Origin of the sequence: Enterobacter sp. BIDMC 26, assembly GCF_000534435.1 — a bacterium.
Taxonomy (GTDB): Bacteria; Pseudomonadota; Gammaproteobacteria; order Enterobacterales; family Enterobacteriaceae; genus Enterobacter; species Enterobacter ludwigii.
This window is the reverse complement of sequence record NZ_KI973182.1, coordinates 286,813-311,538: the sequence shown is the minus strand read 5'-3', so window position 1 is coordinate 311,538 and position 24,726 is coordinate 286,813. Positions and strand designations below refer to the sequence as shown.

Here is a 24,726-nt window from a genome sequence, read left to right as displayed (position 1 = left end):
ACAGTATAGCATTTCCAGAATTGTGTTGCAGTCAAATTGTACTTTTGTTTTAGCCCGAGCCTACAGACCACTGTGTCAGTAGCGCATGCAGTTTGGCTGGCTCCAGCGGCTTACGCAACACCAGGTAGCCTTCCTGCTCCGCTTCCAGCAAAACCGGCGAGTTAAACTCCCCGCTGACCATCGCGCCGCTCATGTCGGGCAGACGTTCGAAAAGTGCTTTCAGGATGTCGAACCCGCTTTCGCCGGATCGCAGGCGCTGGTCGCACAGCACAGCAAATGGCGTGAAGCCGTCGTCAATGATGGCAAAAGCGTCTTCGGCCGAGGCCGCGCAGCGCACGTTAATCCCCCAGAGGCTCATCAGGCTCTCCCAGGCGGACGTCACCAGCGGATCGTCGTCAACGATCAGGCAGGAGCCATGCAGTGGCGCATAGCGTACCGGTGTAGCGATGTTGTCACCGGCGGGCAGTGGATCCACCGCTTTCACGTCACCCGTGTATTGAGTAAAGCGCATCCAGAAGCGCGAACCTTTGCCTTCAATGGAGTGCATTCCATACTTCACGTTCATCAGCTTGGCACAGCGGGCAACCACCGCCAGGCCCAGCCCGTGCCCTGCGCTGTCGATCTTCCATGCCAGCTCGGGGCGGTAGTAAGGCGAGAAGATTTTGCTTTTTTCGTCGTCGGCGATCCCCACCCCGGTGTCCCATACTTCCACCAGACACTCGGCACCGCGCGGACGGATGGCAACCAGCACACCGCCCTGTTGCGTATAGCGAAGGGCATTTTGTATCAGGTTAATCAAGGACTGACGCACCAGCAGCGGGTCCCCCATCACGAAGAGGCGACGTTTGGGCCGCCAGGTTCGCAGCCGCAGTGCGCGACTGTTGGCCTCTTCGCGAAACAGGGTGATCACCGAGTCGAGAAGCGTGCCGATGTCCACGCGTGTAGGGGCGGTCATCACATTGCCAGATTCAATTTTGCTGAGATCGAGCAGGGAATTGAACATCAGGTGCACCGAACGAACGCTCTGTTGCAGGTCAAGCAGCTGCGGCGTCAGGCTGTCGTCCTGGTTTCTGTGGATAATGGCTTCGATCAAAAAGCCCATGGCATGCACTGGCTGGCGCAGATCGTGGCTGGCGGTCGTCAGGAACTGATTTTTATCGAGCAACGCCTGTTCCGCTTCTTCTTTGGCCTGCCGGAACTGCTCCGCCAGGCGTGAGCTTTGCTCTTCCAGCAGCGCTTGCTGGATAAAGAACGCGTGGGACGTTAACGCATGGCGGTAGATTGCGAAGCCGTACAGCAGGTTCAGCATCAGCACGATGAACATCAGGTCATCCAGTCGCAGGATGATACCGAGAGTCAGAACCCCCCAGGAGGCAAAGAAAAACCGTGTGAAGGTGCTGATGACCGGCGTCAGATGCGTCGCATTGGCAGCGACAATAGCGGCAATGCTGATATTAAGGAGCAGGAAAAAGTCAAAATTCTGCGTCTGCGGGGTAATTAAATAGAGTGATGAAATCCCCAGCCCGTGAAAAAAGGCCACCTTATTAATGCGCGGAAGCCAGCGGCGCAGGACGGCCTCATCATCATTTTCTTTAACCTCTTGCTGATAGCGCCGATGCACTATTCGGATCGCCACAGCACAGAGCAAGTAAATTATTATCCAGGTAATGGTGGGACCCAGATCGTCCCCCAGCAAATGGATCCAGATAGCGAAAGGAATGCCGACAAAAGGCACAGCGCTAAAGCTGAATACCAGCCGCAGAAACGTATTATTCAGCAGGCGAATTTGCGCGGGGGGAGAGATGCCATCGTTCTGTGAACCCTGGAAAAACCTCATTCCGACGGCTCCCGTTTGCCATGCAGTAGCGTGATGGCTTCCACCCGACTGTTAACGCCTATCTTTTTCAGAATATTGCTGATGTGTTCTTTTACCGTGGGCTCAGAAATAGAAAGCTGGGCGGCAATTCTTTTATTTGGCAGGCCGCGCATAATCATATTCAAAACATCAATTTGCCGCGGCGTTAAGTTAAATTTACTTAACTGCTCATTATTCGTCTTAACGGCACATTCGTTTGCACAAGGAAACCATGTCAGATTATCCGCCAGGGCAAAAACGGCCCGTGAGAATAATTCAGGAGGTTCGCTTTTCAATACGAAACCGTGTCCTCCGGCCGTATGCACTTTCTGCCAGATATCGTTATTTTCATCCCCACTGACGACCAGGAGGCGCACTTGAGGGTAAAGTTGTTTCACTTCTTTGAGTAATTTCAACGCCGTACCGGAAGATAGCCAAAAATCGATTACCAGTAAACGTGGCGGGCCATTTTCCCTAATATGACGGTAGCAATCTTCTTCATTCGTCACGACATACGCCTGTTTGAACCGGCAATGTGTAATCAGAAAATTGGCGATGCCGCTTGCTACCAATGGATGGTCATCAACAACCAACGCATAATTCTGCCCCAAAGGAATCTCCTTTCACCTTCGCGTATCTGAGAGTACAGATGAATTATTATCGACCCACCCTACTTTAGGAGGGTTTTTTCAATTAGGAAAGAGAAATATATTACCCGCTGATTTGGGTAATAGAAAACATAAATACAATCAGTGATTTTAACTGGTTGGATATAAAGGATAATTTATGAAAAGACCACTAATCGCTTTAACCGTTACGTTGATGCTAGCCGGTTGTTCCACCCTGAAAACCGATCAGGCTATTCCACTGCTGCAGGCGGAAACCGCTAAAATGCTGGGGCTGGGCTCGTCGGACGAAATAACGGTGACCAACGTGAATGGTGCCCAACCGGATGCGTTGGGCGGCCAAAAACTTTCTTATCGCGCCACGACAGAAAAAGGGCGAATTTTCGATTGCTCATCAATGATGATGCCTGGAATTTTAGGATCTGCGCCGACGCTAAGCGCGCCGACCTGTACGCCGGTTGTCACGCATAAATAATTTCCTCAATACCAAAAGGCGTACAAATAATAACGCCTTTTAAATTTCCCGACACATTTGAGTTTCATATAAAAACGATTTTCCAGACATCATGCTAATGAGTACGGAGATAGCCCGTGAATAACTCTACATCGCATTCTTTAGCGGTTAAGACACCGCTTTCCAGACTTTACCTCGCTCTATTTTCCGCACCGCTGTTGATGCTCTCCCCTGCCGATTTCGCTCGCGCAGCGGATGCCATTTTTGACGGCGATGCGCGTGTTACCGAATCTTTAGGTTACACCGGCGATGTTTACGTCGGCCGTAACCAACGCGGGAACCTGCTGATCGATAATGGCAAAATCACTGCCTATAACATCAATATCGGTCGACTGTTCAACGGCCAAATTTATGAAAGCGTGGTCACGGTCCGCGGACCAAACGCCGAGCTGAACGCGGTTAACGATCAGTACATTCTGCGTGGTGGCCTGAATCTTGGCCTGGGCACCCTGCGAGTCGAAGACGGTGCGCTGGCCAGCGCGAAGGAGATCGTGGTCGGTACCACCCGTGGCTACGACAGCCACCTAATCGCTACGGGCGCCGGTTCACGCGTCGTCAGTAATTTTCTCAGCGTTGGCACTGACCTGGGAGCCCGCTCCACGCTGGCGATTGAAAACGGTGCGACGCTCAACACCACCTACGATGCCCGTATCGGCAATGGTTCCGGCCCAGATGAAACCGACAAGCTGAGCCCGAAAGCCACCGTCACGGGATCCGGTTCGCAATGGAATGTTGGCCGTACGCTCACGCTTTATGGCGATCTGGACGTGCTCAACGGCGGAGCGGTTAACGTGGGCAACATTCAGGTGGCGGGCGTCTCAGGCGCACGTAAAACCGCCGAGCTGGTTATCGCGGGCGAGGGCTCGCGTTTTACCAGTGCCAGCAGCGTTAGCGTTGGCGATTACGGCAATGGCGTACTGTCGGTCATGGACGGCGGTGCATTTTCCGCAGGCAGTAATGAGCTGGTAGTGGGGATGACGGGCTCTGGCTCGAACCGGGGCGCACTGATAATCGGCAGCCGCGGCAATATGGACTCCGGCACCGGTTTAACGGAGCCGACGCTCGGCGCGGCGGGCGGCGCGGGCACTCTTGATGCGAAGACGGCAATCAGCCTTCGGGGTGGGTTATTCGGCAGCTATGTCTATTTCAACCATACCGACGGAAATTACGTTTTCAGCAACAAGATGAGCGGCGAAGGTGAAGTGATCACTACCTCCGGCCAGACCACGCTGAACGGCGATCTTTCAGGGCTCAAGGCGAACGTCACCGCGCGCGGTGGAAAAGTCATTATTGCCAGCAATATCAATACCCAACCCGAAGACGATATTTTTGATGTGCAGACGCTTAGCGCCGAGAACGGCGGCACGCTGATCCTCAACGCGACGGCGGGATCGGAGGTCAGTAACGGACAAGGTTACAGCAGCGCCGCGTCGATCAAAGCCGGCGGCACGCTGGGCGGTGACGGCACGCTGGGCCAGACAGAGATCCTCTCCGGCGGCCATATCTCGCCCGGTGATGGCACTATCGGCACGCTGACGCTGAAACGCTACCTGAATTTTGTGGGTGCATCGTTCTATGACGTTGATATCGCTGGTGACGGCCGCAGCGATCAGTTACTGGTGTCTGGCAAAACGACCATCAGCGATCAGGCTAAAGTACAGGTTACCGCGCTGGATCCGCAGACCAGCTACAAAACGGGCCAAAGCTATCGCATTCTAACCTCCAACGGGGGAATTGACGGCCAGTTCGCCGGGGCCATCTCCAAATCCGCCTTCCTGGACGTGGCACTGAAACAGAGCACCGACGCTGTCGATCTCACCATCGCGCAGAAAGAGACCGGCGGAGAGAATCCTGGGGGCGAAAACCCGGGTGGTGAGAATCCGGGCGGTGAGAACCCAGGGGGTGAAAATCCGGGTGGTGAGAATCCTGGCGGTGAGAATCCAGGCGGCGAGAATCCAGGTGGAGAAAATCCAGGAAGCGGTAAGCCGGGTATTTTCCAGACGGTAGCCAACACCAGCAACCAGTGGAATACCGCCGGCGCGCTTTCCACGCTGACACAAAACGGCCCTTCCCTGGCGCTGTATAACTCTCTGCTGGTACTCAGCGCACCGCAAGCGCGCGAGGCGTTCAACCAGCTGTCAGGTGAAGTTTACCCGTCGGTACAGTCTAACCTGATCGCCGGCAGCACTCAGCTGTTCAACGTACTGAACCAGCGCATGCAGCGCGCGTTCGATAATGACAGTCTGCCGATACCGCCGTTAGCGATGTCGCTGGTACAACAGCCGGAGCAACAAAATAACGGTGTATGGGGCCAGACCTTCAGTTCCTGGAGCAGAACGCGCGACAACGGTAACGCAGGCAAGCTGGACGGCAACACCACCGGCTTCCTGCTGGGCGCGGATCGCACGTTGGCTGACCATAACGTACGTGTCGGGGGGTACTTCGGCTATAGCCGTGGTGATTACGACGTTGATAGCCGCCGTTCATCCACGGATACCGACAACTATCACCTTGGCCTGTATGCCGCAGGGCAACAGAATGCGTTCTCACTGCGCGGCGCGCTGGGTTACACCTGGCACAAGATTGAAGGCGAGCGCAACGTTGATTTCAGTGGTTTCTCGGACCGCCTGAAGTCAGATTACGACGCCAACTCGCTGCTGGCGTTTACCGAGGCGGGCTACCGTTTTGGCCAGCCGGCGATGAATGTTGAACCGTTTATCAACCTGTCCTGGATTCGACTGCATACCGACAGTTTCAGGGAAGATGGCGGTGCCGCCGCGCTGAGCGTGCGTAATGAAACGATGAACACCTTCTACTCCACGCTCGGGATGCGCGGCGTCACCGAACTGCCGAAAAACGTTAACCTGTATGGTTCGTTGGGCTGGCAGCACGCCTACGGGGATAAAAACACCTCATCGCGGATGGCATTTGCCGGCAGTGACGCGTTCATCACCCAGGGCCAGGCCGTTGATGAGGACGTGATGGTGGGCGATATCGGCGTCAGCGTACAGCTGTCGCGCGCTGCGACGCTGGATGTCGGTTATCAGGGGCAACTCGGTCAAGACACCCGCATCAATTCGGTCAACGCTAACCTGCGTTGGTCGTTCTGATTACCCTTTTCAGCATTTATACAGACCCGCGTACTGCGGGTCTTTTTTTGTCCGTTTTCTGTCCATCGCAAACTGATATCTGGTAAGGCTGACCTGTGCCCATTGGTTAACACACCAGGGTATTCGTCGTGTGCGTTTCGCCACGACAGCACACAATCGGATCTGTCGAATTACGTCAAAACACATATATGCTTAAATCAGAGAGCATCAATTAATGAAAGACATATTCCCGTCAACACATATCAGGAGGTCTGTTTGCGAATTGAAACAACTCGATTGTGCCTTCGCCCGGTAATAGCATCAGACGTAGCCAATCTTTTCAGAATTTATGGTGATCCGGCGACGAACACGTTTAACCCCGCAGGCCCCTACCCGGATATTGATCATGCAAAAACGGTTCTCAATCGCTGGCTCACCCACTGGCAAACTCACAGCTTTGGTAGCTTCGCCATATCGCTTCTCGAATCCCCTGAAAAAATTATCGGATTTGGTGGTCTGAGCATCCGTAGCTATGGCGATTGTGTGATTAACAATCTTGGATATCGGTTATCGACAGATGCCTGGGGAAAAGGCCTGGCGACAGAATTTGCTACACGCGCGGTAAGGTATGGTTTTGATGATATGAAACTCACCGAGATCTCAGCCGTTGTCAGAGCTAACCATCTGGCGTCACAGAACGTTCTTGAAAAAACGGGACTGAGATATGTCAGAGATATACATGATATTAAAGACGCACCGCCGAGCCTTTTGTATTCACTCACCTTAACGGAGTGGATGAACAAAACCAGGTAAACATCACCTTCAGTCGTTAAGGTGAAAAATACGCATACAGGTAAATGCCAGTGGGTTATGTTTTCACGTGAGCGTATATTAAAACGACAAACTCGTTGAGTATAAATTCATTTTAAGGCATGGAAGTTGAGGTCCTGGTGAGAAGACGTTATGTGATTGCAGATGTGTTTACTGATAAACCGTTTTGCGGTAACCCGGTAGCTGTCGTTCTGGATGCCGAGGGATTGACCACTGAGCAAATGCAGCTGCTCGCGTTAGAATTTGGCTACAGTGAAACGACGTTTGTTTTACCTCCTGAAGAACCATCACATACGGCTTGGGTACGGATTTTTACCCCGACGCGTGAAATCCCTTTCGCTGGTCATCCCAATATTGGGACTGCTTTTGTCCTGGCGTATCAGGCTGAACTGAATGGCGAATCGCTACCTGAAACGCTGATATTCGAAGAAGCCGCCGGACGGGTACCTGTCAGGATTATCAGAGAAAATGCAAAGGTCACGGGTGCAGAACTTCTTGTTCCGCAAGCTTTATCCTGCCATTCAGAAGTCAGTCCAGAAAACGTGGCGGCCTGCCTCTCTCTTGAAGCCAGTGATATACGCACTGAAATGCATATGCCTGTCGTCGCCTCTGTTGGCCTGCCTTTTTTGATTGTCGAACTCGCGACCCGAAATGCGCTTCGCTGTTGCGTACCCAATTTGCAGGGGTTCCGGGCTATTTTGCCCCTCGACGGTGCGGTGTCCATTTACGCCTATACGCTGGAAACGGATCCTGAAGACCCGTGTGATTTGCAGGCCCGGATGTTTACGCCCCGCATGACCGAAGATCCGGCAACAGGCAGCGCGACTGGCGCAGTAACAGCCCTGCTGGCCCAGCTTCGCAATAAAAAAGAGCTCTCTCTTCGCGTAAGCCAGGGCGTTGATATGGGGCGCGCCAGCATATTATTTTCAGGCTATGACGGCACTGCAGAAAGCCCGTCAGTTCGGGTAGGAGGAAAAAGCGTTATTGTCATGGAAGGCTCATTTTCATTGCCCTGACGGCCGCGGTGAATGAGGAGAAGCGGACGGTTAACCAGGACCTTTACGTAGTTCAGTAACACATAGATGTATGTGTCATCATACCTGTCCTCACCATGCTCACTGGCAAAGGAGATATACCAGCCAGTCAAGCGATAACCATGCTTTAACCGGCTGGAAAATATGACCGATATTAGCCGTTCCGGCTATTTTCCAGTCTATCTTTTCGCCTTCCGGTAAATCGGCTGACCACAACGAAAAATACCGGAACAAAGAAAATTGCCAGTAGTGTGCCGCTAATCATCCCGCCGAATACACCGGTACCAATGGCATGCTGCGTACTGTCACTGGCCCCACTGGCAAGCATCAGTGGAACAACGCCCAATGTGAAAGCCAGAGAAGTCATCATTATGGGTCGCAAACGTTGCTTCGCTGCAGTTATTGTCGCATCAATTAGGTTCTTTCCGTCATTCATCAATTGTCTCGCAAATTCGATAATCAGAATCGCATTTTTAGCGGAAAGACCAATCAGGGTAATCAGGCCCACTTTGAAAAAGATATCATTAGTCATATTCGTAACGGCTACGGCCAGCACAGCACCGAGCAGCCCCAACGGAACAACAAGCATTACCGCGAAGGGCACGGACCAGCTTTCATAAAGAGCAGCCAGCACCATAAATACTACCAGTATAGAGAGCACAATGAGTCCTGGAAGCTGTGAAGCGGATTCCCTTTCCTGTAAAGAACTCCCCGCCCACTCCCCTGCAAATCCTGGCGGTAAGTGCTCAGCCAGTTTGTCCACGGCGACCATTGCAGTGCCCGACGATTTTCCCTGAGCGGCACTTCCGGTTATGCGTATGGCTGGATATCCCTGATAACGATTCAGTTGCTGCGGAGCAACATTCCACGAAAGTGTCACAAAAGTGGATAACGGAAGCATCTGCCCCAGATGATTTCTGACTGACAAGGCCAAAATTTGTTCTGGCTGCATCCTGTACGGAGCATCCGCCTGGACGATAACCTGCTGAACCCGACCATGATTGGTATAGTCATTGACATAATTGGAACCCGCTGCGACGGAAATGGTTTGATTAATCTCATCAAAAGACACACCCATGGCTTCCGCTTTTTCCCGGTCGACATTGAGGGAGAGACGTGTCCCCTCACCAAGCCCATCAATATAGACATCGGCCAGTCGAGGATCCTGATTTGCTTGCATAACAAGCTCATCCGCGGTCTTTTTTAATGCCTGATAACCCTTACCGCCTCTGTCCTGTAAATAATAAGTGAACCCGGAAGAGGTACCCATATCAGAAATCGCCGGAGGCAGAAGACTCATCGTAACGGCGTCAGGCACATTTGCCATTCGGGACTGAATATAGTCGGCTTCATCCTGCGCCGTGATCCCTTTACGCTGTTTCCAGTCCTTCAGTGTGGTGAACGCCATAGCCGAGTTCTGACCCGAGCCTGAGAACCCAAACCCCAGGATCATAATGTTGCTTTCTACCGCCTGACGGTGGGCGATTTCATTTTCAAACTCATCGACGACCTTAAGCGTCCTTTGCATCGTGGCATCCGATGGAAGCTGGATTGACGACATAAAATATCCCTGGTCTTCATCAGGTAAAAATGAAGAAGGTAAGGAAGACAGACCGGCATACAGCGCTATACATAAAGCAGCGTAGATCGCCATCATGCGGCCAGTACGCTTAAGAACAAAGCCCAGCCCGGTGGCGTAAAATGAAGCCAGTCTATGAAAGTGAGCGTTAAACCACGCTGAAAATGCACTGCTCTTACCGTGATGACGACCATGGGGCTTGAGCAGGGTTGCACAAAGCGCAGGGGTTAATGTCAGCGCCAGGAATGCCGACAGTAAAATAGATATGGCCATTGAAATAGAGAACTGCCGATAAATAATACCAACAGAGCCGCTGGCAAAGGCCATCGGTATAAATACCGCGGTAAGCACCAGCGTGATACCAATAATCGCCGGAGTGATCTCACGCATCGCTTCTCGCGTCGCTTCCTGCGGAGACATGCTTTTTTCCTCCATCAAACGTTCCACATTCTCGACCACAACAATCGCATCGTCGACAATAATCCCGATGGCCAGCACCATACCAAACATGGTCAAAATATTGATGGAATAACCACTTAATAACATCACGGTAAAGGTACCGAGTAGCGCCACCGGTGCAACAATCGCAGGAATAATCGTGCAGCGAATCTTGTGAAGGAAAAGCAGCATAACGAAAAAGACCAGAACCATAGCTTCGACAAATGTCTCAACCACTTTCAGGATAGAAAGCTTCACAAACGGAGCCGTATCGAAAGGTACGGTGAACTCCATTCCCTCCGGAAGTACACCCGATAGCTCTGTTAACCGCGTACGGATACCCGATGCGGTACTCATTGCATTAGCGCCAGGCGACAGTTGAATGGCTGCAGCCGTGGCGGGCACACCATTTTCACGTATCCCAAATGCATAACTTTGTAACCCGGACTCCACGCGGGCAACGTCTGCCAACGTCAGACGCGCAGCGGAGACTTGCGATTTAATCGTGATATTGCGAAATTCTTCAACCGAAGAGAGTTGCCCTTTTACCGTTATAGGATAGGTAACCCCCTGCCCGTCGGTCGTAGGTTCATCTCCCGTTCGGCCCGGAGAAACAATCACGTTTTGTTGACTGACGGCGTTTAATACATCGGTGACAGACAGCCCATAGCCGTGTAATTTCATAGGGTCCAGCCAAATGCGAAGTGCTTTTTCTCCGCCAAAAAGTTGAACCTTCCCTACACCGGGTACGCGTCGGAGTTCATCCGTCACATTTCTGGCGAAATAATCACTTAAATCAGCTTCCTGATATTCTCCATTTTGGGATTTTAATCCCACCATCATCAAAAACCCGGAATTGGCCGCTTCAACAGTTATCCCATTTTGTCGTACAGACTGCGGCAAGCGAGGCTCCACAATCTTAATTTGGTTTTGCAGATCCATTTGGGCGATTTTGATATCTGTTCCGGGTTTGAAGGTCACTGTAATTGACGCCATACCCGTAGCGTCACTGGAAGACTCAAAATACAGTAAATTATCAACACCAGAAATTTCACGTTCAATCAGTGATACGACGGAAGTGTTCATAACATCCGGGCTAGCGCCAGGGTAACTGACTGATATGATAATACCCGGTGGTGCAACAGCAGGATATTGTGCAACCGGTAGACGAGGAATAGACAATACGCCTGCCAGGACAATAAACAGAGCGACAACCCATGCGAAAATGGGACGTTTAATGAAAAAGTACGGCATCAGGTATACTTCCAGTCAATATGCAAATGGTCTAAATTCATAATCACTTTCCCGTTAAATGCGTTTCATCGTCTGTTGAGACCCGCCGACCTACATCTCGAAGCTGGGAAAATTTCTCAAGGAGATGTGGAGCGTCATCCAGGCTTGTTGCAAACATCCACATATAGGTCATTACGGAATAAACATGACCGGCATTAATTCCGGTTTCCATACTCATCCTGATAATGGTCATTGAAAATAGCGCAGAGACCAGAATGCCTATGAATAAGAATCCCCATGCCTCTCTGTCGGATAAGACCATCCGTAGACGGGCAAGCGTGTCATAGTGTCGGTTCAAAGCACTAAAAGATGCCTTATCAACATAATCGACTTCTTTTTCAAGGCGGTTGTTAAGTCGTCGGTAAAGCGCCTCGTTTTTACAGGCATAGCCTGAGACAAAGCACATTAATATTGCCACGATGATCAAACAGGTTATTCCTGTCCAGAACTCAATCCACAAAAGCATAATTGCAGCACCGAAAAGGGAAATTATCGAAGTGATAAAGACAGGCAGATGCAATTCAAAAAAGTCCACAAATTCTCGCGATAGCGTTACTCTCGCGGCAATAGTCGATTGATTGTGTGAATATTTTCGCTGAGCTAACACTACCGTCACGGCAAGACTTGCGTAAATACGTGCAAAAGTTCGGGTATCTACGCTACGTCTGGCGGCCCCGATGCACCACATGAATAGAACCAGAAGGCCATAGATGGTCGCACGTGCCGTCTGCCCTGCCAGAATGGCATTTATGGCCACGCCAGCCAGAACGGGATAGAGCAGAAATGCAACGTTTTCTGTAATAACGAGCAGAAAAGTAATACACAATTTCTTAATGTGACGGAACGCGAGTCTCTTTAGTGAGATAGCCACCCCAGGTGCCGTGGAACCGTATTTTTCGTTTTTATAGGTCATGATGAATGTATGTTAAGCATCGGTTCGAGAAAGTATTCTGCCATTAGCTAATGAGTTCAGATCGCGTAAAAATGAACTGATATAGCTATCAAATAAAGTACATGAGGAGTTTAACGTCATGATATCAATTGCGAATGGACGTTTTATGGAGGGTATATGTACGCCTCTAAGCCGTTCTCCGGAATGAACACAACTGGAATCAAATCATCCTTAGACATAAATACATAGGCAGCCCACAAAAAAACATCAATAAAAAACACTCATAATAAAAAACGAAATCATCGATATCCGGAACCACATTCAAAAGCAGATGTAACACAGTGATTGTGTATAAAAATATCAAGATTAACCCAGATATTATTATGAAAAGATTTTTTAATACGCCGGGTCTTTTCTGAAACACGAAAAATATGACAGCCAATATTATCGAAACCTGAATCACTGATGACTCAGGTAAAGTTGAATCTACTCTTTCATTGGTGGCACGCATAAGATAAACCCAGGAATACAATAACCCCCAGGACAAAATAGAAAATAAAATAGAGGCCATGACATTCTCACGCCGAAAACTTACCTTAGCCATCATGATAATTGCCCTCTAAAAATAAAAATATTTTTTTCACTAAACTTACCCTGCCCCAGGCAAGAGTCATCGGATAGTGGGAATCTGAATTATTCATACCCTGGCTAAGGATTATTACTTAACAATGTTGGATAATTATTTATGAATTGTGTAGCCAATATGGAGACGCTGACAGCTTACGTTTTCGCAAAAAATATCCTGATGAACTTTTTCAAAAAGTATCTGTCAAAATAAATTAGCTTAAAACCTTGATGATTATAATTGAGCAAACACTCTTTTAGCATGACGGAAAAAGGCATTTCAGGATAAAATACACGCTGTCATCGGTACTGTGGAAAAAATATGCATAAAAACACTCTGATCATCGTTGCTGAAGACGATGATGACATCGCCGCCATACTGACAGGCTATTTACATAAGGCAGGAATGAAAACCATGAGAGCCGAAGACGGTGAACAGGCGATCAATCTTACCCGTCTCCACAAGCCTGACCTCCTGCTATTGGACATTCACCTGCCCGTGTACGATGGCTGGAACGTTCTCACAACGTTAAGAAAGGAAACGAATGTACCCGTCATCATGGTTACGGCACTGGATCAAGACGTTGATAAACTGATGGGTCTACGGCTCGGGGCAGATGACTATGTGATAAAACCCTTTAATCCTTCAGAGGTTATTGCCAGAGTTGAAGCAGTCCTTCGCAGAACCAGACCGATTGCAGAGGCTACACATTCACGTCCTTTAAGAACGCCTTTTCTTACAATTTACCCCGATGAATTTTATGTAGAAATCACTACGCAAGGTGAGGTTTCCACGCCAGTACTTACCACGACTGAGTTTAAGCTTCTGACCTATCTGGCCAGAAATCCGAGAAAAGTGTGCTCAAGAGAGGAGTTACTCGATGCGTGTTTACCAGAGGGCGACTCGCTGGATCGCACTGTAGACAGTCATATGAGTAAACTCCGGAAAAAACTTGAGCATGCCGGACTAAAAGGCATTCCGGAAAGCATCAGAGGATTAGGCTACCGGCTCGGTGACAAAAAATGAACAAAGAAACAATTCTGAGCCGTCAGATATTGACATATATGTTGTCATTAACTTTCGTCATTATTGCGATTGCCATACTTGGCTCCTACTTATTTTATAGTTTCATAATTGATTATCTGCCGGGAGGGATTAACGCAGGTAATGAAGATAACATGACATTCCTTGACTGGATGTGGATCTTGATCGCTTCAGTTACCAGTCTGGTCGTTTCACTCTTTTTTACCGTAAAATTATCTGCAAGAATATTAAAACCCTTGAATGAAGTAGCATACAGTCTGAAACAGATCTCTCAAGGAAACCTTAGCGCAAGAGCGTTTAGCAGTAATTCTCAGTTAGGCGAGATGAATAAACTCGTCAATGATTTCAATGTAATGGCGGAAAAATTACAGACACTGGATGCTCAGCGAAATTTATGGAATGCTGCAATCGCTCATGAGCTCCGGACACCAGTGACTATTTTGAGAGGGAGGCTTCAGGGACTGGTTGACGGCGTGTTTGAACCAGAGCCGTCGCTATTCCAAAATCTCCTTAAACAAACTGAAGGGCTGACTAACTTAATAGAAGACCTTCGTGTCGTGAGTTCTTCAGGCGGGGCCGGATATTCTTTGGTGCTCAGTGAGGTCGATCTCAAGACAACAATTTCAAATACGCTGGATACCTTTTTACCAGACTTTGAAACTAAAGATTTTAAAATAGTAACTAAACTTAGCTCTCAGCGTAGCGTCTGCGATCCTTTACGCATAATTCAGTGCCTGACTGTCCTTTTTGATAATGCCTTAAAATATTCCACATCGAAAACGCTTTTAGTTAATAATGGTATCATGGGAAGCGATAATTTTATAATCGTTCAGGATAAAGGTCCGGGGATCCCTGAAGACCTCCAGAAGACCTTATTCCAGCCTTTTCAGCGAGGAGAACAAGCAAAAAAAATTAATCCTGAGGGTTGTGGATTAGGACTATCGGTTGTTAAAGCCATTATGCGTGCCCATGGTGGAGACGTCAGCTACAGCTTAACACGAGAAAACGGTTCAGTTTTCAGGCTTTCATGGCCTGTTCAAAGGGATTGATACACAGGCTCAATTGAGCCTGTTTTTAGTCAACGACAGATCCCACATCCCCCCAAGTTTTGTATCCCATATCGCTGGGGTAATTTTCAGTTTTCCTCTTTTAGGACTTAACGTTATTTCGCTAAAATAGATATCTTGCCCTTTTAGCATCAGATCGACACGACAATAGTCGATTTCTTTCGCTAACTGCTGGGCAGCAATTATGGATTTATGGAATGACTCGGGTTCATCAACCGGAGTGGGTGTATTCGGGTATTCCATTTGAAAGGGTTGTAAATGCCACGATCTATCATATACATTGATGAATCCTCGGCCCTTTTCATCGGTAAAATCAGCTTCAATGGAACAAGCCACACCATGAAAGCAATGTATTCTTAACATTTCTGGAGTGACACTCTTATTGTTACTGGAAAATAAATCCACATACATTTCACAGATTACAACAGGTGAGATATTTTTATATTGCCACTCCCTGGTTGTGTAATACATATTCTTTTTAAGGGCCAACTTTAATTTATTTAAAATCTTCTCAGGTTCAAAACTTTCCCTGTCTGTGCATATGATTGCACTACCGCTATCATGGCTGCACTTCAAGACGAATTTGCCAGGTAGCCTGTCGAAATCAATATCTTCAACACGGTTATATACACCAATCACCGGAACAATGTTAACTAAACGAGTGTTTCTAGCCACATACTCCCTGACAGCAATTTTATCCGCTAGCATTGTATAAAATGGGTTGCGTTCAAATATAAGACGATGACAAATCTTCTCATTAAGCGTTAAAGGGTTAAGTAAATCTGGATAAACCCCTGAAATTTTATTTAACCTGGCCGCATGGAATGCAATATCCCCGGATAAAATCGTCTTGCACTTTCTTAATAAATACTCGAAGTATTTAATGTGATAAGTTATTTTATTCATCTCTCCTCCGTTTCAGTTAAATAATTCTGACAGAGGATTATTGATTTATGTTTCGCAGATTATGGAGAGTATATGGACCGACATAAGGGCCGCAAGGCCTACTATGAGAGAAGGGAGGGTCTTCCGACTCACAAATTCAACACACTACCCAGAGCCTCGAGTTTCTGGATATTTTTACTTAATATTTCTCTCCCTCTTACAAGGATTTTCTAAATTTGATACTGCAATGAATAGAAGATGTGTGTATCCTGTCAATCTCATGCACTAGTCAGGTGGACCGAATATGAATTTTTCATCAATTGAAGACGTTAGAAAACGAATCGATGAAATTGACAGTAAACTGGTGAAGATAATCGCGCAACGCAGCGAATGTGTTAAAGCTGCAGCAACGTTCAAAGTTGACCACTCAGCCGTCCGCGCGCCAGACCGCGTCCAGCAGGTGATCGACAAGGTACATAAACAGGCCACTGAAGCAGGACTTCCCGAAGTGATTATCGAAAAAATCTATCGGACTATGATTGGAGCGTTTATCGATTATGAACTCGAGCAACACGACCAACTGCGGAAGAAAAAATCTGAGCTTGATTAATGTCCACTCCCGGCACAAAGCGGACCGAAATAAGAGCCGCAAGGTCTGCTATCAGCAAGGGATGAACATCAACAATTTTCGATCATAAACAAAAATGTACCCGAGCACCTAAACCTCGCGTTTTTCTGCCCATTTCAGCATCGCATCGAGAGCCGGACACAGCGCCTGCCCCCACTCAGTGAGCCGATATTCGACTTTCGGTGGAACCTGGGGATATACCCTACGTGACACAATGCCGTCGGCCTCCAGCTGTCGCAGCTGTTGTGCCAGCATCTTCTGCGAAATTTCGGGGATCAGTTTTTCAAAATCAGAATAGCGTTGCACCTTTCCGTCGAAAAGATGAAACAGAATAATGAGTTTCCAGCGACCTTCCAGCATTCGCAGAACTTGTTCCACGCCGCTTGCGGCGGTTTCAGGGCTATATAACTTACTCATAATTCAGTTGCTCACTTTTTTGTGCGTACTTGTCAATTTTAAAGTCTATGTTAAAAATTCCCGTACTGTAAATAACGGGAGTAAGGGCCATGTCATTATCTCTACCGCAAGCTATTTCAACCTATTTTGCGATCGGCAATGGTGCCGATATTGCCAGCGTTAAGCGCTGTTTTACCCTCAATGCCGTCGTGTTCGATGAAGGTAAAACCCATCGGGGGCACGCGGCAATCGAAGCGTGGCAACGCGCGGCGCGGGCTGCGTTCGACTATAGCGCTCATCCCATTGAAGTTCTCACGGAAGGCGATCGGGTAATAGTCACCTCGAACGTTGTCGGTAATTTTCCCGGTAGCCCCGTGATGCTTACACATACTTTCGGCCTCGCTGGCGACAAGATTGCGACTCTGGAGATAATCTGATGCTGATGGATCTTGATTTACAGGGCAGACGTGTTCTGGTTACCGCAGGGACCAAAGGGATCGGCAAAGCAGTTGTCCGCCTTTTAAAACAGCAAGGGGCAACGGTGCTAACCACCGCGCGTCACGAGCCCGCAGAATCTGCCGCAGACGCTTTCGTGGCGGCGGATCTGACCACCATCCAGGGATGTAATTTAGTCGTGGACGCCGTTCAGAAATACCTGGGCGGCGTCGATATCATCATCCACGTAGCAGGCGGTTCTACCGCTCCCGGCGGTGGGTTTGCAGCCCTTGGGGAAGAGGAATGGCAACAGGAGCTCAATCTTAATCTGTTGCCTGCGGTACGCTTAGATCGCGCGTTGTTGCCAGGGATGCTGGCGCAACAGGATGGGGTGATCATCCACGTCACCTCTATTCAGCGTGAACTGCCGTTACCGGAATCGACCACCGGATATGCGGCGGCCAAAGCGGCACTGTCGGCGTACAGCAAAAGCCTGTCAAAAGAAGTGTCCCCTAAGGGAATTCGGGTGGTGCGTGTGGCGCCTGGCTGGGTAGAAACCGAAGCATCGGTCGCGATGGCGGAACGACTTGCTCAGCAGGCAGGAACGGACTACGAGGGCGGTAAGCAGATCATCATGAATGCACTCGGTGGAATTCCGCTGGGCCGTCCCTCAAAGCCCATCGAAGTGGCGAACCTTATCGTCTTCCTCGCGTCATCCTGTGCTGCCACTATTACCGGTACGGAATATGTGATCGATGGCGGTACTGTCCCGACGGTATAATTTTATATCTGAAACAGTGCATTATTTTGAGCCTTTACGTTTCCTCACGACAAACGAGTGGCCAGGCGTAACGGCCGCTTAGGGTATAAAGCGGCCTGATATAAGAGCCGCAAGGTCTGACTTGAGGCATAGATTAAGGCAAAAAGTCGCGCGGCGTTGAGTCCATAATGAAACGAAAGCAGCAGTGAATGCCGCCGGGAATTGGTTTCAGCGTCAGCTCATGCTACGGAGCAGAACGCTACGCGCAACTTCAGGCCCGCGTAGAACAAAGGGCAGACGACCTCTTTGCAGACACTCAACATGCTGTGTCCAGCAATAAGCGATTACCTACCCTACTGAGACGCTTCAGCCAGTAATGCAGCCTGTACAGCAGGTCGGGCATTTATTTTTTCCATGTACGCCGGTAGCGCTGGCCAGCGTTCCAGTTGGATTGAGAAGAATTTACACCAACCCAGTACAGTAAAAAGGTAGGCATCCGCTACGCTGAAGGATGAGCCAGTCAGATAGGTGTTTTCGTCGAGCCTCGCCTGGAGTAAATCGAACTGTCGGAAGAGCTTATCCTGAAAAATCGCTTTGATGTCCTCGGGCAGCGCGGGGTTGAACAGCGGTGCCGAGCCAGCGTGTATTTCGCTAGTGATAAAGTTAAGCCATTCCTGCAGACGCACCCGAGCCCAACTGTCCGCGCGCGGTGCCAGGCCATATTCTGGTTTAAGATCGGCGAGGTACTGCACAATGGCTGGCCCCTCAGTGAGTATCTGCCCATTATCCAATTCAAGTGCAGCGACATAACCTTTAGGGTTAATGGTGCGGAAGTCGCGACCATCAGCAGTGAGCTTGCTTTTGTTGTTAACCTTCACCAGTTCAAATTCAATTTCCAGTTCGCGCAGCACAATGTGCGGTGATAACGAACAGGTATCCGGGGCGTAATAGAGTTTCATGTTGTCTCCGTTAAATGTGTAAAGCCATCGAGAAATTCGAAGCAATTCTGAACTCACTGTATTTGACGCGTATTTCGCTGTAAAATTAATGATATAGAATCCAACCATTAGCTGAGCTACTGATAATCATGATGAATCTTTTACACTGGCGCCTGCTGGTGGCCGTCGCGGATGCCGGTAACATCTCGCGCGCCGCAGAAGAGATAGGAATGACTCAGTCAGGTGCCAGCCAGGCCATCGCCCAGCTAGAAGCTTCGCTTGGATTTCCGGTATTTACGCGTGAGCGACGGTATATCGGTATTACCGCGCTGGGTGAGCAGGTTATTGAAAATGCACGAAACATGCTTTTGCAGCTGAATGCCATCCGCATACTGGCTGATAAGAGCCGAGACTTACACCGAGGGCGCATTCGCCTGGCCAGTTTTCCCTCAGTGACGTCCACATTGTTGCCAGGGCTTCTTCGCGACGTTAAGCGCCTGCATCCGGGTATTGAAATCGTTGTCCTGGAAGGCTCGGACGAGGAAGTCGAGGAGTGGCTTGCCGCCGATACCGTAGAACTTGGGGTGGTCATGAATCCCGGTCCCGGGCGTGCAGAGGTTATATTAGGACAGGATGCATGGGTCGCGGTAATACCAGCTAAACATCAGCTGGCACATCATGCCAGGGCTTATGGCATAACGCTAAAGGCGCTGGCAGACCAGCCCTTTATTCTGGCGACAGGCGGATGTGTCGTTAATGGAAAAAGCCTGATGGAAATGGCTGGTTTGCAACTTTCTGATATACGCGTGACAGTACGCGACTGGATTAGCGCCTGTAAGCTGGTCGGGGAAGAGATGGGCGTCGCCCTTGTACCTGAATCAGCCCTGCCGGAGACGCTGCGCAACCTGTGTGTGGCGCCTTTGACGCCTGCTATACACCGGGAATTTGGGCTGGTTTGTTCGTCATCTGGAGCGTCTTCCGATGCAACGCAGACGCTACTTAATGCGCTACGTAAGCGAAGATGAGCCAGCTGGTGTTATTCAATTCAGCGCCTTGTTAAATGTCCGTTTCTGACACAAAGCAGCCAAACTCACTGGAGTGGACATTCAATGTATAAGGGAAAAAATTGCTGATTTTGCATTCAGGCCCTGTTAACTTGAATGACAATGAAAACACACTCTGTCCTATTCCATTCAATGATTATTATCACCTGTCTGACTCAGGTGGGATAACGTTCGCCATTTTCCCGCCGGTAAGGCGGGCCTTACCGGTAAAAATCCCGTGAGGTAAATAATGGATATCGCTTCAGTAACAACGTCAGAAAAACCCACTTTGCACTTGTTATGTGGGAAAATTGCATCAGGCAAATCCACATTGTCAGCAAAGTTAGGTGCATTACCCGGCACCATAATTGTCAGTGAAGATTATTGGCTGGCTGCCCTCTTTGCCAATGAAATGCAATCCATAGCTGATTATGTGCAGTATTCTTCAAAACTCAGAAACGCTATGAAGCCTCATCTGGTGTCGCTACTCAAAGCGGGTCTATCCGTAGTTCTGGATTTTCCGGCAAACACACAAACCAATCGTGAATGGATGATGAGCATCATTAAGGAGTCAGGTGCCAGTAACAGGCTGCATTACCTGAAAGTTACTGATGAAGTATGTAAATCCCGCTTGCGCGCCCGTAATGCAGAAGGAATGCATGAATTTACAGCCTCAGATCAACAATTTGAAACCATAACGCGCTTTTTCGCAGAGCCAACGGCTGATGAAGGGTTTGATATTATTGAATACAGCTGAATTTACCTTTCTGCACAAAGCGGACTGGCATAAGAGCCGCAAGGTCCGCTGTGAGCGAGGAGCGGACCTTACGCATCCCTGCTAACATTGGCTCTGAGCATTAGAAATTAAACTTAGCGATTTACTGTGAATTCCCGACCGCCTTCGGAGCCAGTTTGATTCAGCGTAACTTTTGAATTACCGATCCTAATTAATCTGTCCATTGTTGCCATAGTGGTGAAAAAATGAAATTTGAAACCGGATTTATGGCCATGTATCACGATCTTGTTCCCCACACAATAATCGTATGAGGCCTTTATGCTGATAGCGCAGGTTTCAGACATTCACGCCTCACCCGAGAATGATCATCTGTTTCGGTTCGACCAGATATTAAATTGGCTTACGCATCTGCAACCGGACGTACTGGTACTTACAGGTGATCTAACGGATGGGTATTGGCAGGAAGGTTATGTACAGATAGCTGACCGCCTGAATCAGCAAAATTACCCTTCGTATATCCTGCCGGGTAACTCAGACGACCGCAGTCTGATGCGTTCTGTTTGGGATGAAAATAGATGGGCGCACGATGCCCAAGGAGAAGCCCTGCACTTAATTCATAATACCGGTGGCATTCGCCTGATTGGTCTGGATTCGACGGTTAATTATAAGGATTACGGCAGTGTGACTGACCATCTGGAATGGTTGGATAATCAATTTAGCGACGCAGACAGCCCTCCTTCATTGCTGTTTTTGCACCATCATGTATTTGCATCTGGCATACCAACGCTAGACGAAACTATGTGCAGAGGTCTAACTGAGATGGAAGATTTGATAAGACGCTCCCCGACCAGACTACTCGCCATTTCTACAGGCCATGTCCATAGACCAATAGCTGGTACATTTGCGGACATACCTGCCTACATTTGTGGCTCCGTCTGCCCGGCTAATCCTGTCTGGTTTGGAACAGTAAACGCTCCTCCTGCAAATGACCCGCCAGCGTTGATGATTCACCGCTACGTCAGTAACTCTCTTACCAGTCATCACGTTTGCGTTTAACTGGCATTCAGAAAATGCATAGACCTCATAGAAAACGACCTGACCCCCAGTGATTAATACATAATGGTTGCGAAGGAGAAATGCCTGCTTTTGGCACAGAGCGGGCGAACTCACCGAGCATAAAGTCCGCTGTGAGCGAACAGTGGAAGTTCGGCATGCATATTGACATCGAGAGTCTTGAGCAATGGGGAGCAAGTCAAAGGTTCGAAAGATAGCCACCTGGAAATGCTCCCCTTTGTACGTCATTGAGCAAGATCGGTCAGGCAAACTGAATCGCCTTCGAGCATATTAAGCAGCACGGAGGAAGTCATGTGTGATAATAAAACTGATAGTTACGCCAGACGCTTTAAACAGGTCTTTGATTATATTGACCACCATCTCGATGACGCTTTATTACTGGAAAAACTGAGTGAAGTGGCTCACTTCTCGCCATTTCATTTCCATCGTCAGTTTTGTAGTTATTGTGGGATGCCACCTGGCCGTTACATCCAGATGATGCGCTTAAAACGCGCATCTTATCGACTGGCTTTTAATCCGTTAGAGAAAATCACTGATATCGCGTACGACGCCGGTTTCCAGCATTCTGAATCATTTAGCCGTGCTTTCAGACAAATGTTCGGTCTATCACCGACGCAATTCCGCCAGCAGCCCCCCTGGGTGGATTGGCATAAGCGCATATCCGAACCTTACAAAGCCAGGAGACAAACCATGCAAAGCCAGGTCAGGATCATTACTTTCCCCGCGACGTCAGTCGCAATGCTGACACATTATGGACAACCGGAGCGAATAAACGAAACGGCGGCTCGCTTTATTGAATGGCGAAAAACCACGGGTTTTTCACCGGTTGCCAGTAGCCAGACATACGGTATTGCACCACACGATCCAACCTTAACGCCGCCGGATGAATTTGAGTTCCATATTTGCGGAACCGTCACGTCACCCATTATTGAAGACAATCGCTTCGGGGTGATAAATAGTGACATTCCGGCTGGTCGCTGTGCGGTGTTACGTCATCAGGGATCGCATGATGCGTTAACCGGGTTGGCTAAGTCTCTGTATCGTGACTGGTTGCCAGAGAGCGGAGAGGAACTTCGCGACTTCCCGCTTTTCTTTCATTACCACAACTTTGTGCATGAGGTAGCAGAACATGAATTACTCACGGATATATATTTGCCGTTAAAATGAGCTGATTCAGGGTTATTGTTCATCGTTGACCTGCTCCCCATCAATTAAAACCGTGATATTTGCAACGTCCACTCCTGGCACAAAGCGGCCAAACTAACGGAGCAGAAGGTCCGCTGTGAGCGATAAGAGGACGTTGAGTTTCTAGTAAAACTGACATGAAAACGTCCAAAGTCCCTCTGGGGATTTGTGAAAGTAGCCGATACCATTGTCCGCCCACATCCAGTTTACTTTTTCTTCTGACCCCACTTGAAAGACAAAATCTTGAATCCCCACACCATGTTGTATCTCCATTGGATATCCTCCAACCTTGGTTCCCCTGTACCGGTTAAAACCATCATAGAATCTATTACTTGCATCCTCATCATCGTTTACGTCAGACAAGTCAATAATATCCCAAGCATCCTCCCATCCCGGAGCATCATCATTGACACTCACCCACCGAACCGGAAATGCTCGATATGGAGTATTAATTGCAGGCAATAACTCAAGCCCATCAAGAGTTGCGTATTCTCGTATTAGCCACCCCTCGCCATGAGGTTTATCAAATGGATGGCTTTCCATATTATGATAAAGCACTAAGAGCGCGATCCCCTTCAGTTGTTCAGGAATCACGGGAAGCTCATCTACGCGAATCTGGAGAAGCGGAAACATCGGCTGCCCCTTCCAAACTGGCAACCCTTCACCTGGAAGAGCGACTCCTTTTAAAAACCAGGATGTAATTGGGTCTGCTGTAGGGCGGAAACCACCGACTTGTGCCACAGATGCAGTACGTAATTTGGATCTGAGTTCTTCTAAAACTAACGCACTCTTGGATTTCATAATTGCATCCTTGCGTATGCCCATACTCTTGGATTCTGAAATGGAGGAGTTTTTATTATATATCGTAATTATTACCCAACAGACCTAAATATTTCTGTGCTTCCTCTTCAGAATAGTAACGGAGGTCCGCTCCTGACACAAAGCGGCCAAACTAACGGAGCATAAAGTCCGCTGTGAGCGAAGAGCGGCCGTCCCATCCAGCGTAAGAACGTAAAAAAAACCGCCGTGAGGCGGTTTAGCTGTCTTGTCAGGAAGTTGCGCTTGCGAGTCGCGCTGCAAATCCAATGAAGAACATACCTACCAGCGCGTTTCCAATGGTTGATAACCTACGGTTGCCTTTCAGACGGCTGAGCAGATAAGAGCCGCAGAAAACGAGGAAACCGAAATAAACGAGAGTAATTGCGAACATTACTGCAGCAAGAATGATAAACGCCATCCAGGAGTGTTCAGCCTGAACATTGATGAACTGGGCGAAGAAAGAGATATAGAACAGCAGCGTCTTTGGATTCAGTAGAGTAACCAGCATTCCGCGCCCGATGATCTCCTTAGCATCAGCTGAAGATTTATTTTCCTGACTCGTTTCGAGAGCTGGCTTAAAGATAGCGCGTATCGTCTGGACACCGAGATAGAAAAGATAGGCAGCACCTGCGTATTTGATGGCGTTAAACAAGGCAGGAGTTGAGCTTATAACCGCGGCCAGCCCACACCATGCCAGCAGAACCAGAAGTACGTCACTCATGAGAATGGAAAATATTGCAGCAAAGCCTCGTTTGATGCCGCTCGTAATGCTTGTTTTAATCACGAACATGGTCTCAGGGCCGGGGGCAAGGACTATCAGTGTCGCACCAAGTAGATACGTCCAGAAATTCACGATACCAAAATCAGCAAACATTTTTACTCCAGCTCTATCGTTTTCAACGAGGCTATTCTAACGTAACCGGTCATAATGAAAACACAT

General features: G+C 48.8%; 21 protein-coding genes and 1 pseudogene. 13 read left to right on the top strand and 9 right to left on the bottom strand.

All coding sequences use genetic code 11. From position 1 onward, the window contains the following. Positions 1 to 49: 49 nt before the first annotated feature. Entirely contained in the window at positions 50 to 1,837 is a 1,788-nt protein-coding gene (locus L462_RS21800) for a hybrid sensor histidine kinase/response regulator (RefSeq protein ID WP_032677617.1), read from the bottom strand. Next, positions 1,834 to 2,466: a response regulator transcription factor gene (locus L462_RS21805; RefSeq protein WP_014169015.1), complete on the bottom strand. Its 633-nt coding sequence runs from the start codon at positions 2,464 to 2,466 to the stop codon at positions 1,834 to 1,836. Before L462_RS21805 ends, L462_RS21800 begins: the two co-directional genes overlap by 4 nt. 175 nt (positions 2,467 to 2,641) lie before the next feature. On the opposite strand from L462_RS21805, the gene L462_RS21810 reads away from it, so the two are divergent. From L462_RS21810 to L462_RS21825, 4 genes are all read left to right on the top strand, one after another. Next, entirely contained in the window at positions 2,642 to 2,956 is a 315-nt protein-coding gene (locus L462_RS21810) for a lipoprotein (protein ID WP_014169014.1), read from the top strand. A gap of 116 nt (positions 2,957 to 3,072) precedes the next feature. Then, on the top strand, positions 3,073 to 6,105 hold the full coding sequence (locus L462_RS21815; RefSeq protein WP_032677616.1) for an autotransporter outer membrane beta-barrel domain-containing protein: 3,033 nt from the start codon (positions 3,073 to 3,075) through the stop codon (positions 6,103 to 6,105). Positions 6,106 to 6,360: 255 nt separating this feature from the next. Then, on the top strand, positions 6,361 to 6,897 hold the full coding sequence (locus L462_RS21820) for a GNAT family N-acetyltransferase (RefSeq protein WP_032677614.1): 537 nt from the start codon (positions 6,361 to 6,363) through the stop codon (positions 6,895 to 6,897). 137 nt (positions 6,898 to 7,034) lie between these two features. Beyond that, positions 7,035 to 7,931 carry a PhzF family phenazine biosynthesis protein gene (locus tag L462_RS21825; protein ID WP_032679654.1) on the top strand — a complete coding sequence of 299 codons (897 nt, stop codon included), beginning with the start codon at positions 7,035 to 7,037 and terminating at the stop codon, positions 7,929 to 7,931. A 172-nt stretch (positions 7,932 to 8,103) separates the two neighbouring features. On the opposite strand, the gene L462_RS21830 is transcribed toward L462_RS21825, so the two are convergent. Both L462_RS21830 and L462_RS21835 read right to left on the bottom strand, forming a co-directional pair. Next, complete coding sequence (locus tag L462_RS21830) at positions 8,104 to 11,220, bottom strand: multidrug efflux RND transporter permease subunit (protein ID WP_032677613.1); 3,117 nt, start codon at positions 11,218 to 11,220, stop codon at positions 8,104 to 8,106. Between the two features lie 43 nt (positions 11,221 to 11,263). Then, positions 11,264 to 12,172, bottom strand: a complete 909-nt coding sequence (locus L462_RS21835; protein WP_032677612.1) for an ABC transporter six-transmembrane domain-containing protein — start codon at positions 12,170 to 12,172, stop codon at positions 11,264 to 11,266. Positions 12,173 to 13,097: 925 nt separating this feature from the next. Between L462_RS21835 and L462_RS21845 the strand changes: the two genes are divergently transcribed. Both L462_RS21845 and L462_RS21850 read left to right on the top strand, forming a co-directional pair. Continuing rightward, complete coding sequence (locus L462_RS21845) at positions 13,098 to 13,802, top strand: response regulator (RefSeq protein WP_032677610.1); 705 nt, start codon at positions 13,098 to 13,100, stop codon at positions 13,800 to 13,802. After that, positions 13,799 to 14,869 (top strand): ATP-binding protein, encoded by a 1,071-nt coding sequence (locus tag L462_RS21850; RefSeq protein WP_032677609.1) that lies wholly within the window; start codon positions 13,799 to 13,801, stop codon positions 14,867 to 14,869. The genes L462_RS21845 and L462_RS21850 overlap by 4 nt, the downstream gene beginning before the upstream one ends. On the opposite strand, the pseudogene L462_RS21855 reads toward L462_RS21850, so the two are convergent. Then, a pseudogene (locus L462_RS21855) lies at positions 14,857 to 15,793 on the bottom strand (ATP-grasp fold amidoligase family protein). The gene L462_RS21850 and the pseudogene L462_RS21855 sit on opposite strands and share 13 nt — an antisense overlap. 283 nt (positions 15,794 to 16,076) lie before the next feature. Here L462_RS21855 and L462_RS21860 point away from each other — a divergent pair. Continuing rightward, a complete protein-coding gene (locus L462_RS21860) occupies positions 16,077 to 16,382 on the top strand; it encodes a chorismate mutase (RefSeq protein WP_032677607.1) in 306 nt (101 codons plus the stop codon). Between the two features lie 108 nt (positions 16,383 to 16,490). Here L462_RS21860 and L462_RS21865 read toward each other — a convergent pair whose 3' ends face one another. Further along, positions 16,491 to 16,817 (bottom strand): winged helix-turn-helix transcriptional regulator, encoded by a 327-nt coding sequence (locus tag L462_RS21865; protein ID WP_014169010.1) that lies wholly within the window; start codon positions 16,815 to 16,817, stop codon positions 16,491 to 16,493. An 89-nt stretch (positions 16,818 to 16,906) separates the two neighbouring features. Here L462_RS21865 and L462_RS0123280 point away from each other — a divergent pair, with 89 nt between their 5' ends. Next, positions 16,907 to 17,233 (top strand): nuclear transport factor 2 family protein, encoded by a 327-nt coding sequence (locus L462_RS0123280; protein ID WP_032677606.1) that lies wholly within the window; start codon positions 16,907 to 16,909, stop codon positions 17,231 to 17,233. Next, the gene (locus L462_RS21870; protein WP_032677605.1) at positions 17,233 to 18,012 is read left to right on the top strand and encodes an SDR family oxidoreductase; all 780 of its coding nucleotides are present in this window, start codon (positions 17,233 to 17,235) and stop codon (positions 18,010 to 18,012) included. Before L462_RS0123280 ends, L462_RS21870 begins: the two co-directional genes overlap by 1 nt. 332 nt (positions 18,013 to 18,344) lie before the next feature. Here L462_RS21870 and gstA read toward each other — a convergent pair whose 3' ends face one another. Continuing rightward, a complete protein-coding gene (gstA, locus tag L462_RS21875; protein ID WP_032677604.1) occupies positions 18,345 to 18,950 on the bottom strand; it encodes a glutathione transferase GstA in 606 nt (201 codons plus the stop codon). A 128-nt stretch (positions 18,951 to 19,078) separates the two neighbouring features. Between gstA and L462_RS21880 the strand changes: the two genes are divergently transcribed. The 4 genes from L462_RS21880 to L462_RS21895 all read left to right on the top strand — a co-directional run bounded on the left by L462_RS21880 (position 19,079) and on the right by L462_RS21895 (position 22,949). Continuing rightward, a complete protein-coding gene (locus L462_RS21880; RefSeq protein WP_032677603.1) occupies positions 19,079 to 19,954 on the top strand; it encodes a LysR family transcriptional regulator in 876 nt (291 codons plus the stop codon). A 268-nt stretch (positions 19,955 to 20,222) separates the two neighbouring features. Further along, on the top strand, positions 20,223 to 20,729 hold the full coding sequence (locus L462_RS21885; protein ID WP_032677602.1) for a P-loop nucleotide/nucleoside kinase family protein: 507 nt from the start codon (positions 20,223 to 20,225) through the stop codon (positions 20,727 to 20,729). Positions 20,730 to 21,026: 297 nt separating this feature from the next. Then, on the top strand, positions 21,027 to 21,764 hold the full coding sequence (locus L462_RS21890) for a metallophosphoesterase (protein ID WP_025204744.1): 738 nt from the start codon (positions 21,027 to 21,029) through the stop codon (positions 21,762 to 21,764). A 309-nt stretch (positions 21,765 to 22,073) separates the two neighbouring features. After that, positions 22,074 to 22,949 carry an AraC family transcriptional regulator gene (locus tag L462_RS21895; RefSeq protein ID WP_020885047.1) on the top strand — a complete coding sequence of 292 codons (876 nt, stop codon included), beginning with the start codon at positions 22,074 to 22,076 and terminating at the stop codon, positions 22,947 to 22,949. Between the two features lie 141 nt (positions 22,950 to 23,090). Here L462_RS21895 and L462_RS21900 read toward each other — a convergent pair whose 3' ends face one another. Together L462_RS21900 and leuE are read right to left on the bottom strand one after the other, a co-directional pair. Further along, a complete protein-coding gene (locus L462_RS21900; protein WP_032677601.1) occupies positions 23,091 to 23,768 on the bottom strand; it encodes a DUF1963 domain-containing protein in 678 nt (225 codons plus the stop codon). A gap of 247 nt (positions 23,769 to 24,015) precedes the next feature. Further along, on the bottom strand, positions 24,016 to 24,660 hold the full coding sequence (leuE, locus tag L462_RS21905; protein WP_014168997.1) for a leucine efflux protein LeuE: 645 nt from the start codon (positions 24,658 to 24,660) through the stop codon (positions 24,016 to 24,018). Between the last annotated feature and the right edge of the window lie 66 nt (positions 24,661 to 24,726).